This window comes from Vibrio sp. R11-SG3-ISO9 (assembly GCF_059834255.1).
This window is the reverse complement of record NZ_JCBDGU010000025.1, coordinates 81391-93869: the sequence shown is the minus strand read 5'-3', so window position 1 is coordinate 93869 and position 12479 is coordinate 81391. Positions and strand designations below refer to the sequence as shown.

The 12479-nt window shown below is 43.3% G+C and carries 13 protein-coding genes; 6 read left to right on the top strand and 7 right to left on the bottom strand.

Annotation, left to right across the window (positions count from 1 at the left end):
• Nucleotides 1–48 precede the first annotated feature (48 nt).
• Nucleotides 49–1269, top strand: a complete 1221-nt coding sequence (locus AC6R05_RS07740; protein ID WP_500647048.1) for an ammonium transporter — start codon at nucleotides 49–51, stop codon at nucleotides 1267–1269.
• A gap of 267 nt (nucleotides 1270–1536) precedes the next feature.
• A complete protein-coding gene (cobB, locus tag AC6R05_RS07735; RefSeq protein WP_032549049.1) occupies nucleotides 1537–2271 on the top strand; it encodes a Sir2 family NAD+-dependent deacetylase in 735 nt (244 codons plus the stop codon).
• Between the two features lie 102 nt (nucleotides 2272–2373).
• Here cobB and AC6R05_RS07730 read toward each other — a convergent pair whose 3' ends face one another.
• The 7 genes from AC6R05_RS07730 to potA all read right to left on the bottom strand — a co-directional run bounded on the left by AC6R05_RS07730 (nucleotide 2374) and on the right by potA (nucleotide 8600).
• The gene (locus tag AC6R05_RS07730) at nucleotides 2374–2541 is read right to left on the bottom strand and encodes a hypothetical protein (protein WP_331441452.1); all 168 of its coding nucleotides are present in this window, start codon (nucleotides 2539–2541) and stop codon (nucleotides 2374–2376) included.
• 140 nt (nucleotides 2542–2681) lie between these two features.
• Complete coding sequence (locus tag AC6R05_RS07725) at nucleotides 2682–3467, bottom strand: GGDEF domain-containing protein (protein WP_032549050.1); 786 nt, start codon at nucleotides 3465–3467, stop codon at nucleotides 2682–2684.
• 96 nt (nucleotides 3468–3563) lie between these two features.
• Nucleotides 3564–4601: an extracellular solute-binding protein gene (locus AC6R05_RS07720; protein WP_150872425.1), complete on the bottom strand. Its 1038-nt coding sequence runs from the start codon at nucleotides 4599–4601 to the stop codon at nucleotides 3564–3566.
• A 142-nt stretch (nucleotides 4602–4743) separates the two neighbouring features.
• Nucleotides 4744–5778 carry an extracellular solute-binding protein gene (locus tag AC6R05_RS07715; protein WP_032549053.1) on the bottom strand — a complete coding sequence of 345 codons (1035 nt, stop codon included), beginning with the start codon at nucleotides 5776–5778 and terminating at the stop codon, nucleotides 4744–4746.
• A gap of 95 nt (nucleotides 5779–5873) precedes the next feature.
• A complete protein-coding gene (gene potC, locus AC6R05_RS07710; protein WP_032549054.1) occupies nucleotides 5874–6644 on the bottom strand; it encodes a spermidine/putrescine ABC transporter permease PotC in 771 nt (256 codons plus the stop codon).
• Nucleotides 6644–7501 carry a spermidine/putrescine ABC transporter permease PotB gene (potB, locus tag AC6R05_RS07705; RefSeq protein WP_500647047.1) on the bottom strand — a complete coding sequence of 286 codons (858 nt, stop codon included), beginning with the start codon at nucleotides 7499–7501 and terminating at the stop codon, nucleotides 6644–6646. Before potB ends, potC begins: the two co-directional genes overlap by 1 nt.
• Nucleotides 7485–8600, bottom strand: coding sequence for a spermidine/putrescine ABC transporter ATP-binding protein PotA (gene potA, locus AC6R05_RS07700; protein WP_032549057.1), 1116 nt, complete (start codon nucleotides 8598–8600; stop codon nucleotides 7485–7487). The genes potB and potA overlap by 17 nt, the downstream gene beginning before the upstream one ends.
• A gap of 330 nt (nucleotides 8601–8930) precedes the next feature.
• Here potA and AC6R05_RS07695 point away from each other — a divergent pair, with 330 nt between their 5' ends.
• The 4 genes from AC6R05_RS07695 (at nucleotide 8931) to ttcA (ending at nucleotide 12416) form a co-directional block, all read left to right on the top strand.
• On the top strand, nucleotides 8931–9734 hold the full coding sequence (locus AC6R05_RS07695) for a DUF2189 domain-containing protein (protein ID WP_032549058.1): 804 nt from the start codon (nucleotides 8931–8933) through the stop codon (nucleotides 9732–9734).
• Nucleotides 9727–10584, top strand: a complete 858-nt coding sequence (locus AC6R05_RS07690; RefSeq protein WP_500647046.1) for a glucosaminidase domain-containing protein — start codon at nucleotides 9727–9729, stop codon at nucleotides 10582–10584. The genes AC6R05_RS07695 and AC6R05_RS07690 overlap by 8 nt, the downstream gene beginning before the upstream one ends.
• A gap of 76 nt (nucleotides 10585–10660) precedes the next feature.
• Nucleotides 10661–11314, top strand: coding sequence for a DUF2987 domain-containing protein (locus AC6R05_RS07685; protein WP_032549061.1), 654 nt, complete (start codon nucleotides 10661–10663; stop codon nucleotides 11312–11314).
• A gap of 208 nt (nucleotides 11315–11522) precedes the next feature.
• The gene (ttcA, locus tag AC6R05_RS07680; protein ID WP_500647045.1) at nucleotides 11523–12416 is read left to right on the top strand and encodes a tRNA 2-thiocytidine(32) synthetase TtcA; all 894 of its coding nucleotides are present in this window, start codon (nucleotides 11523–11525) and stop codon (nucleotides 12414–12416) included.
• The last annotated feature ends 63 nt before the right edge of the window (nucleotides 12417–12479 follow it).

Genomic DNA, 12479 nt, shown 5'->3' with positions numbered 1-12479 from the left:
ACGCGCACACAATCAGTGCAAATGATAAAGCAAAAGGAGTTAGCTTTAATGAGCCAGTCAGTCGAGCAAGTTCATAGTGCAGTACAGAACTTGACGCAAAGTTCGGACACACTGTTTTTACTACTTGGTGCCATCATGGTTTTCTTGATGCACGCAGGTTTTGCCTTCCTAGAGGTAGGTACGGTACGAAAGAAAAACCAAGTAAACGCTTTGGTGAAGATTCTTGCAGATTTTGGCGTTTCCGCCATTGCGTATTTCTTTATCGGATATTGGGTTGCTTATGGCGCACACTTTTTCGCTGATGCCGATACCTTGGCTCAAGCAAATGGCTATGAGTTAGTGAAGTTCTTCTTCTTAATGACGTTTGCGGCGGCGATTCCAGCAATTGTATCGGGTGGTATCGCAGAGCGTGCACGTTTCTACCCAGTACTATTGGCGACCTTATTTACGGTTGGGCTGGTTTATCCGTTCTTTGAAGGCATTATTTGGAATGGGAATTTTGGTCTACAGGGTTGGTTTGAAGCACAGTTCGGCTATGGTTTTCATGACTTCGCAGGTTCAATCGTCGTACATGGCGTAGGTGGTTGGATTGCATTGGTCGCAGTTTACTTCCTGGGAATGCGTAAAGGACGTATTCGTGCGGGTAAGCACACCAACTTCGCACCATCAAACATTCCTTTCTTAGCGTTAGGCGCATGGATTCTTTGTGTCGGTTGGTTTGGCTTTAACGTAATGTCAGCACAGGCAATCAATGGCATTAGCGGCTTAGTTGCAATGAACTCTCTCATGGCGATGGTTGGCGGTATTCTAGCTGCACTGTTTGCTGGCAAGAACGACCCAGGCTTCATTCACAATGGTCCTTTGGCGGGCTTAGTCGCAGTTTGTGCTGGCTCAGACTTGATGCACCCACTCGGTGCACTAGTAACAGGTGGTGTCGCAGGCGCACTATTTGTTTACCTATTTACCTACATGCAAAACAAAACCAAGATTGATGACGTATTAGGTGTTTGGCCTCTACACGGCGTTTGTGGCGCATGGGGCGGCATCGCAGCAGGTATCTTTGGCCAACAAGCATTCTGGGGACTTGGTGGTGTGAGCTTTGTGGTACAAGTTCTGGGTACTATTGCAGGCATTGTCATTGCAGTTGGCGGTGCATTCATCGTTTACGGCATCCTAAACAAAGTGACAGGCCTTCGTTTAAGTGAGGAAGATGAATTTAACGGTGCGGATCTATCCATTCACAAGATCTCATCTGTAAGCGAAGATTAACCTTTAAACGAAGTAATCTTCTTACCTCTAGATACAGAAATTAAAAGCGGCTTCGGTCGCTTTTTTCATTTTTTGTAAAGAGCGATAAGGAGCAAAAAACCGATTTAACAATCGTCTCCGAGCTATTTTTCCTCTTCAAAACTCAAGCTAGTTCACAAATGACCAATGAATACATGCACATAAGACCATGGTCTAATCCCCAAAACTATTGTTGGAATTTGAACAATGCTAAGCTGTTACAAAGTGACATATTGATAAGGACGTAATATGAATTTCCCATACAGAAATATCGTGATTCTCACAGGTGCTGGGATCTCGGCAGAATCAGGAATACAAACTTTTCGTGCGCAGGACGGATTATGGGAAAACCACAAGATCGAAGATGTGGCGACTCCCGAAGGCTTTCAACGAGACCCTGATTTGGTTCAAGCATTTTATAACAAGCGCCGCAAAGGATTGCAAAGCCCTGATATTGAGCCTAATGCTGCACACAAAGCGCTAGGGGAGCTTGAGAAGCGTTTAGATGGGAAAGTCACCATCATCACACAGAATATCGATAACCTTCATGAGAGAGGCGGTAGCGACAATGTGATACACATGCACGGCGAACTCCTAAAAGCCCGTTGCAGTGAATCGAATCAGGTTATTGAGCACAAAGATGACATTCTGACTGGTGAGCTATGTCATTGTTGCCAAATCCCAGCTCAGATGAGGCCTCACATTGTTTGGTTTGGTGAAATGCCACTACGTATGGGGGATATCTATTCAGCGTTAGAAGAAGCGGATCTATTTATTTCTATCGGTACTTCTGGCGTAGTGTACCCAGCTGCAGGTTTTGTCCATGATGCGAAAATGCATGGCGCTCATACTATTGAAATTAATCTAGAGCCAAGCGCTGTAGAAAGCGAATTTGTTGAAAAGCGTTATGGTAAGGCAAGCATTGAAGTCCCTAAATTAGTTTCAGAACTTCTATACGAAGAGCCTAAAAGTTTAAGAGCTTGAAAAGAAAAATAGCCTATCGGTTTATATAAAAACAAGGCATCACAATTCAATGTGATGCCTTGTTTGTTTTTGGTCTGACTCAAAAGCACTACTCATACACAGTTAGTGCTTTTTGGCATAGAAAGCGATAGCTTCTTCACTGGTCATCCCGTAATTTTGAATCAGGTCAACGAGTTGACGTTTTTCTTCTAGCTCAGCAAGAATCTCTGGATCAGTTTCAATTTCATAGTCATCAATATCATAGTCATCAATATCATCTATCGGCTTCACGTCTTTTATCCTTCTGAACTACAACAAAAAAAGACTAGCATAACCAACAGAGACTCAAGCAATAGTTCACACGAAGTGCGAGTTACAGAGCAAAAACAAACTTGTGTTTTGTCTTATAACGAAGCTCCTTCTACAGCAAATTAAACACTCTTCAAGCTGTGCTTGGCCTTTTTCATTGTGTACATCGCTTTGTCTGACGCAACCAAGGCCTGTTGAAAAGTGTCTTGTGTCGCAGGGGCTACACCATATGAAAAATCAATATTTTCGCCGTGAAGCAGATTGACAACCTGATCTATAAATTCAGCGCTACGTCCTTTGAGTGCAACCACGACAAACTCGTCACCACCAATTCGAAATAGTAACTCGTCCTGAACCGCAGCTTGGCGAAGTACCTGAGAGAAGCGCACAATCATGAGATCACCTACATTATGACCTTTTAAATCATTCACGCGTTTTAGGCCATCAAGGTCCAGATAGATAACATCGAACTCGGCGAGTGTAATTGTGTCGAATTTCTTTCGATTAAACAGGCCCGTCAACTCATCAATGTGGCTCTGAGCTTTAATGGAGGAGGTGAGTTGGGTAATACCAATCGCGATAAGCAAAAACGCGATCTGCAGTAAACCATCTTCAAGAAAAGTATCAATGAGTTCATGGCGGTCTGCCCATTCATCAAGCCTCTCGAGTTCTGTTGCGACGTCATAACAAAGGTTGAAAATAAGGAGCAGAGCACCGAAGTGCAAGATCTTATGAGGGAGTATCGCTTTTCGAGCAACAGCATAGACATAAATTACGATGATCAGTGTATTGGTTTCAAAGAATAAGTCGTAGTTTGAATCTATGTCTGTCACAGAGCTCAAGCCAAGCATCACAAAGGAGCCTAGTAGCATTAGAGTGACAATCAATAGTATAGGGTTTGCCTTCATATTAAATCGCACTTCGTGTTGTTTATTTTTATCCTATATAAAGTTTAGATAAAAAGAAAGCGGCCAACGCCGCTTTCATATTCATTTAAAAGTAAACTAGTTGTTTACTTTTAGTTTTTGGAAGTACTCGTCATAAATAACGCTCGCTTCACCCACTTCGTCTTGCCAAAAACCGTTGTCCATTACAGATTGTGGTGGGAAAACGTTCTGGTCTTCAGCAAACTCTTTCGGTAGAAGAGGGTATGCCGTTTTAACTGGCGTTGGGTAGCCAATTTCTAGAGCAATTTTTGCTGCGTTTTCAGGGCGTAGTAGGAAGTCGATCATCTTGTGTGCCGCATCTACGTTTTTCGCGCCTGATGGAATCGCTAGGCTGTCCATCCAGAAGATTGCGCCTTTCTCTGGCCAGATGATGTCAATTGTTGCACCTTCTTGACGAGCCATGTATGCAGAGCCGTTCCAAAGCATACCTAGAGAAACTTCACCTGCTAGGTAAGGGTTTGCTGGGAAATCTGAGTTGAACACCAATACATTTGGCATTAGCTTCTTCAGCTCTTCGTAAGCCGCTTTGATTTCATCTGGGTTAGTTGTGTTTGGAGAGTAACCCAGCTTTGTTAGAGCAATGTGGAACACTTCACGAGAGTCGTCCATCATCATCAGCTGACCTTCCCACTGTGTATCCCATAGGTCATCCCATGATTTAACAGAAGACTTGTCTAGCATGTCTGAGTTAATGCCAATACCCGTAGCACCCCAGATATATGGGATAGAGTAGCTGTTGCTTGGGTCAAATGGTTTGTCCAAGTAGTTTGGATCCAAATCAGCAAAGTGAGTTAGCTTAGATTTGTCTAGCTCTTGAAGCATGCCTTCTTTACGCATCTTAGATACGAAGTAAGTAGAAGGTACAACTAGGTCGTAACCTGAACCTTGAGTTTTTAACTTAGCGTACATGCTTTCGTTAGACTCGTAGGTAGAGTAGATAACTTTAATTCCAGTCTCTTCAGTGAAGTCCTCTAACACTTCGTTAGGGATGTATTCAGACCAGTTGTAAAAGTACAGTTCTTGGTCAGCTGCGAAAGAAGGAGTTGAAAGTAAGGTAGCAGCACACAATGCGCCGGTATACAGTGTTTTTTTCATTACTGTTCCGTTCATTTGTTTGATTTGAATCTGGGTTGCGGACCCAATGTGAATCGATTTATAAAAATCGCGTCGGATTATAGCAGTCTAATACGAAAATAGGCAGCCTAAGCTGCCTATTGCATTGAAATTATTATAGACCTTACTGGCCGGCTTTCAACTTCATGAAATACTCTTCATATTTCACGGTTTTGTCACCAACAGCCGCTTGCCATTCAACGCGGTCTAGATCTTCTTGAGAAGGGAACAGCGCAGGGCTATCTTTGAACTTCTCGTTCGATGCTTTTACTGCGGTTAGGTAGCCAGTGTCACGAGAGATCTGCTCTGCAATCTCAGGGCGCAGTAGGAAGTCGATCATCTTATGTGCTGCTTCCACGTTCACAGCGCCAGAGCTGATAGCAAAGTTATCTACCCAGCCGATACCACCTTCTTTCGGAAATACCAGTTTAATTGGTAAGCCTTCATTTTGAGCAGCAGCAGCAGAACCGTTCCAAAGCATACCTAGACCAACTTCACCAGACATGTATGGGGCACCTGGGTTATCAGAGTTAAACACAAGTACATTCGGCATCAGCTTTTGTAATTCAGCGTAAGCTTCGTCGATTTGCTTTTCGTCCGTTGTGTTGCCTGAGTAACCTAGCTTGCGAAGAGCAATGTGGAACACTTCACGCGTATCATCCATCATCATCAATTGGCCTTCAAGCTCAGGCTTCCATAAGTCTGCCCAGCTTTGGAATTCTTCTGGGTCATACATATCTGTATTAACAGCAAGACCAGTGATCGCAACAACGTGAGGAATAGAGTAGTCGTTGTTTGGATCGTACGGCTTGTCTAGGTAATTAGTATCTAGGTTAGTGAAGTTACTTAACTTAGACTTATCAATTTTTTGTAGCATACCTTCATCGCGCATTTTAGACACGAAGTAGGTTGATGGCACAACAAGGTCATAGCCTTTGTTATGCGTTTTTAGCTTTGCGTATAAGGTTTCGTTCGACTCATAGGTAGAGTAGATAACCTTAATACCTGTTTCGTTTGTGAACTTCTCTAAGATCTCACTGTTGATGTAAGGACCCCAGTTCATAAACACTAATTCTTTGTTCTCTTCTGCAGATACAGACGCAGAAAACATAGAAAGCGCACATGCACTACCAGCTAATAAAGTAGCCCATTTTTTCATTGACGTTAGCTCCGAACTAAACGTTGCCTAAAAGGCAGTAGATAGAAAAACAGAATGGCGATTTCACCATTCTGTTTATGAATAACACGTGAGGTTTACTTGATCTTCTCTCTTGCTAGCAGTTGAGAAGCAACAACTAGTATCAAAGAGACCACAAGCATAACCGTTGCAAGGGCATTAACCTCTGGTGAAATTCCCACTTTCACCATTGAATAAATCTTCAATGGTAAGATTTCATATGTTGGACCAGTCACAAATGAGCTGATAATCACGTCATCAAGCGATAGCGTGAAGCTCAGTAACCAACCCGCAGCAACAGCAGGTTTCGCTAGCGGAAGAATGATCTGTTTCAAGATCGTCCACTCACTCGCGCCCAAGTCTTTTGCTGCTTCCAGCATTTTGACATCAAAGCCATTCAAGCGACTGTACACTGTCACCACGACAAACGGTAGACAGAAGGTAATATGAGCCGCGAGTAGGGTAAAGAACCCAAGCTGTACGCCCATTACCAAAAACAGAGCCAGTAACGAGATTGCCATAACAATATCTGGCGACATCATCACCACAAAAAGCATTGTGTTTACGACACCTTTACCTTTGAACTGGTATCGGAATAGTGCCACCGCCGTTAGGCTGCCAACGATTGTCGCCGCTGTTGCAGAGAATACAGCCACATTGAGAGAGTGCCATGCTGCCTGCATAAGGCTGTCATTATTTATGAGTGCGTCATACCACTTGGTGGTGAAGCCGCCCCATTTCATGCCAAATTTGTTCGCATTAAACGAGTTTGCGATTAATACGATGATTGGTAGATATAGAAAACCATATACCAATGTCATAAAGCTGAACTTAACTGTGCGACCCATTAGTCTAGCTCCACCTTCTTATTCAATAGCTTGCCTGCACGATAGTAGGCATAAAGCATCACAGCCATTGCTGCCGTTAGCGCGATACTGGTTGCCGCACCAAACGGCCAATCTCGGGCATTCAGTACCTGGCTCTTAATCACGTTACCAATCAGTAGGTTCTTCGCGCCGCCTAGTAGGTCAGAAATGTAGAACATACCTAACGCTGGTAAAAGAACAAGCAAACAGCCGCCAATAATACCTGGCATTGTTAGAGGCAAAATGACTTTAAGTAGGGTCTGTAACTTACTCGCCCCCAAATCTTTTGCCGCTTCAATGTAGGTATCGTCCAACTTCTCAATCGCAGAGTAGAGTGGCAGAATCATGAATGGTAATAGGATGTATACCAAGCCGATCATTACTGCGGTTTCGGTATACATAATACGCATCGGTTTATCGATGATTTCTAACGCCATCAAGCTTTTATTCAACACGCCTTGAGTACCCAACACAATCTTCAAGCCGTAAGTACGAATCAGTGAGTTTGTCCAAAAAGGAACAATCACCAAGAACAGCATGATAGGGCGCCATTTAGCCGGCATTTTCGCTACGATGTAAGCGAATGGGTAACCAATCACTAAACAAAGTAGGGTTGCCACAATCGCCATGTAGAACGAATGCGCTAAGACTTTAAAGTACAGTGGGTCAGCTAAACGAACATAGTTATCGAGCGTGAATGTCATCTCGATAAGGTTCGCTTCATCTCTAGTTAGAAAGCTTGTACCAATGATCATGATGTTTGGAATCATCACGAAAATAACAAGCCAACCTGTGATTAAAGCGATAATGGCGTTTTGTAAATTAAACTTCTTGCTCATCTTCTAGCACCACTTCCCAGCTCTCAACCCAAGTTACAGCAACTTTTTGGCCCAGTGAGTGATCAACATCTGGGTCATCTTCGTTGAAGAATTCGCTTACCATTACGCGCATACCAGATTCCAGTTCAACAACTGAATCCAATGTCATGCCTTTATAGGTACGCTCGATAATGTGGCCAACAATGCCACGCTGCTCAGACTCTTTGATCTCTTCGATTCGAAGGTCTTCAGGTCTTAATAGAACTTGCAGCTTTTGTCCTTCAGTGATCTCTTTATCGTGATAGATAATAGAGTCTTCACCTTCAATCTTTGCCACGATGCGCTTTTCGTCTTGACGAGAAATTGCGGTTGCTTCGAACACGTTGATCTCACCAATGAAACGCGCAACGAATAGGTTTTTAGGCTCTTCGTAGATTTCACGTGGCGTACCATCTTGCTCGATAACGCCGTCTCGCATAACGATAATACGGTCGGACATCGATAGTGCTTCTTCTTGGTCATGCGTTACAAAGATGAACGTAATACCAAGTTGACGCTGAAGCTGCTTAAGCTCAATCTGCATCTGTTTACGGAGTTTGTAATCCAGCGCCGATAGAGATTCATCCAGCAGTAGAACTTTAGGCTTATTAACAACTGCGCGCGCAATCGCGATACGTTGCTGCTGACCACCAGAGAGTTGGTGTGGTTTTCGCTGCGCCATCTGTTCTAGGCGTACCATTTTCAAAGCTTCCATTACGCGAGGTTCAATCTCGGCGCTCGGAACTTTCTGCATACGTAGACCAAATGCCACATTGTCGAAGACAGTCATATGTGGGAATAGGGCGTAGCTCTGGAAAACAGTGTTTACATGCCTTTGTTCAGCAGGAACTTGGGTAACATTTTGGTCAGCTAATAGGATTTGACCACTATCTGCCGTTTCAAAACCCGCAATCATTCTTAGTACTGTGGTTTTACCACAACCGGATGGGCCTAAGATGGTGAGGAACTCACCGTGATTGACATTTAGATCAAGATTGCCGATGACTTCCTTACCATCGAAACTTTTACTAATACCAGTGAGTTGTACTACTGGCTTTCCTACTGATTGTTTAGCGTTCAACGTCTGTTTTTCTCCACCTTGGTCCTTTTCAAGACCTGTTGCTACACACTTTTAAGGCGCGCATCATAATCACCAAAATCGTGAATTCAAAGCATTTTTTATCATTGGTTGATAAAAAATTTCGCAGGTAAAAGTAAACATCCTTTACCATACTGATATTTGAGGCATTTCTGCATAAATAAGTGTTTAATTATTAACCATTAACGCACAAAAGCAAGCCTTGTTACAGAATCAAGTTTTAGTTTGCACTCGACATATGAGTATAATGAAGCCAATTTTTTATCAATAAGTTAGGTGGCTTCGAATTCGCTAGCGCACCTAGGTATCACTATGAATAATGACATCGAAAAAGACTTTAATTTAGGCGGCAGTATAGACAGAGCACTTTCTGGGGATTACGAACTGAAAGCGACAGCTGTTTTCCAAGAAGCTTGGAAGCATACGATTAGTCACTTCTTGAACTTCTCGCCAGCCATTATTGCTTTAATGTTTGTCCAGCTTGCTATCTTTTATATCGCTCTCAAGTTACAGCTTGGTGACCCAGGTATCATCCTTGATGCGGTCATTGATCCTGAAGCATTTACACCACAGATCGTTGAATCGATTTTCATTGCTAATTTTAGCTACGAAGTTATCAGCGCACCGGTATACGCAGGCATCAGTCTAATGGCCATGAGCCACGCTGCGGGTTTAAACACCAAACTGCGCCATATCGGTAAAGGATTGCAATTCACGGTACCAGTGATCCTAGCAACACTATTTAGCTTAATGCTGCAGGGGATTGCAGGTATGATTCTGCCGTTCTTGTCGATTTACTTCTCTTTAGCCTTCACTCATTCAATCCTGCTTATCTGTGATAAGAAAGTCCCGCCGATGCAATCTTTACTGCTGTCACTACGCGCAGTGAACAAAAAAATATTCACGGTTGCTGCGATTTACCTGATGGTGATGCTGATGTTTATTGCGGCCGCAATGTTATACGGCATTGGCTTGATTTTCGTTTTACCTTTCTTCTTCCATGTGAAAGGCATTCTGTATCGTGAAATGTTCGGCATCAAACTAAAACTTATCGCTTCAGATAAGCCAAAAGGCGATGACGACAATAACAACGACTCACAGGTTTTCGATGCATAGTTCAGATTCAGCACAAAAAGGCCGTTCTCTTGCACTCAAGGTTACGGCTTTAGCTTTGGTAGGCTCGGTCTCCTTAGTTGGTCCTTACCTCTATAATGAGGAAGAGGAACGTAGAAAGGCATCTATCGAGAAAACTGAAGCAAAGGCGACAAATGTTATCCCAAAATTGGAGTTACCATCAGGGAAGCCTAACTTCGCTGCAATTGAAGATACCAACGCGAAGAAAAAAGCCTTCTTCGACTATTTACGTCCAAGTATCAATCTTGAAAACCGCCGTATTTCCAAAGAACGAGCATTCTTAGAAAGCCTTGCCGATAAGGGAAGCTCAGAAGCTGATGCGGAAGACAAAGCGTACGCGAAAAGGTTAGCCAAGCTCTACAGCTTACCGCTACCAACTGCAGGTATTGATGAAGCGTGGTTGAAAGAGATGCTGAACCGAGTAAACGTGCTCCCAGAAGCACTCGTTCTGACGCAAGCAGCCAATGAGTCTGCTTGGGGTACATCTCGATTCGCGACCGAAGCAAACAACTACTTTGGGCATTGGTGCTACAGCAAAGGGTGTGGTCTTGTGCCATTACAACGTAACGAAGGGAGCACCCATGAAGTGGCGAAATTCTCTTCTAGCCAAGAGTCTGTTCACCGTTATTTCATGAACTTAAATAGAAATAAAGCCTATCAAGACCTACGCGGTATCAGAACGGAACTGGCCAACAAAGGCGCAGACCTATTAACTTTTGATGCTGCGACTAAGCTAACCGAAGGTTTATTGAAATATTCTGAACGTGGTGCCGACTATGTGACTGATTTACAAGCCATGATACGCCACAACAAGGTATACTGGGTCAAATAACCGATTAAATGAACAAAGAGCAGCTGGTTAACGCTGCTTTTTTTTGTTTCCTAGCTCAACAATTATAAGAAGTACCATGAAAAAGACGACGCTTGCTATTCTAGCCTCATTGAGTCTTGGGCTGTCTCTGCCCGCTGCTGCCCAAGAGTACATGTTCACCTATTCAAAACTCTACACGCAACTTAAGAACAACCTTAAAGAAGGTCACGAAGACGTAAAGGTTGCTGTGTTTTTTGTAGATCAGGCCAACAATACGACTTGTCACATTCGTAAGTCTTGGATGGAAAAAGAAGAGCACTACGAAGATCTAGAGGTTTCTTCAGGTAATGAGCTTCTGATTCCTATCGACAAAAACTTGCGTTCAGCGAACCCTTTAATCTTCGTTCATACAACAGAAGAAGAGTGCGCATACTCACTCGTAGTCATGACCAAAGAGCCACTACAAGGCGAAGTACAGGTTAGCGATATAGAAACACTTCTACCGCAAATGCAGACCATGTTAGAAGACCTCAGCGGTATGTTTTCTAGTTGGTTCACACCTGATATTGAAGGTGTAACACTGGAATTCCCAAATCAACTCGATAGTGAAATCAGCCTTTCAAATGGCAAAACAATAGCAATTGAGCAAGGTCGCGCTCGCTTTACCATTGCAGAACTCGACGGCGCGAGCAGCTTTACACTGCCAGAACCAACGTTACGAGTGTTGCCATATATTCCAGCTGACAAGTAAATCGGGCTCTAACGTTTAGGCAAAACAGCAAGCACATCGCTTGCTGTTTTTGTTTGAATCTGATTGATATAGAACAGTATTGTCAATAAGAGGTGAGGTTATCTCGCGTTGACTATTTCAACCTTAAATAAAAATCCGTATAATCCACGCCCTAAAACATACCACCTAGCAATCGACAGTCGGTGATCCCGGCAGTATGAGAATAGCAATGAACCAAAACGATAACAGAAAAGAAATCCACGAATTCAACAAGCTTCAAAAGCGCCTAAGAAGAAATGTTGGAAATGCCATCATCGACTACAACATGATCGAAGAAAATGACGTAGTAATGGCCTGTATTAGTGGCGGTAAAGACTCATTCGCTATGCTAGACATCCTGCTACGTTTACGTGAAGCAGCGCCAATCAAATTTGATGTTGTCGCAGTAAACCTAGACCAAAAACAACCTGGCTTCCCTGAGCATATTCTTCCTGAGTACTTTGAAACGCTGAACATTCCTTACTACATCGTAGATAAAGACACGTACTCAGTAGTTAAAGAGAAGATCCCAGAAGGTAAAACAACGTGTGGCCTGTGCTCTCGTCTGCGCCGTGGTACTTTGTACTCATTCGCAGAGAAGATCGGCGCAACTAAGATCGCCCTTGGTCACCACATGGATGACATCGTTGAAACAATGTTCCTTAACATGTTCCACGGCGCTCGTCTAAAGGCTATGCCACCTAAACTACGTTCTGATGATGGCCGTAACGTTGTTATTCGTCCACTGACTTACTGTCGTGAAACGGACCTAATCAAATACGCTGAACACAAAGAGTTCCCAATCATCCCTTGTAACCTGTGTGGCTCGCAAGAGAACCTACAACGTCAATCTATTAAAGCGATGCTGATTGACTGGGATAAGAAAACTCCAGGCCGTGTTGAGAAGATCTTCAAATCAATCCAAAACGTTAGCCCAAGCCAACTGGCTGACCGCGAACTGTTTGACTTCGTAAACCTTCCACTAGACCGTAGCGGCGAGCGTGAAGAGTACGAATTCCAAGAAGCTGAAATCTCATTTTCTAACATCGATGAGTCAATGTTCATCGACGTAACTAACATCTAGCATTTACGTTAGAAATAAAGATAAAAAAGCGCCTCTAGTTAGACTAGAGGCGCTTTTTTAATG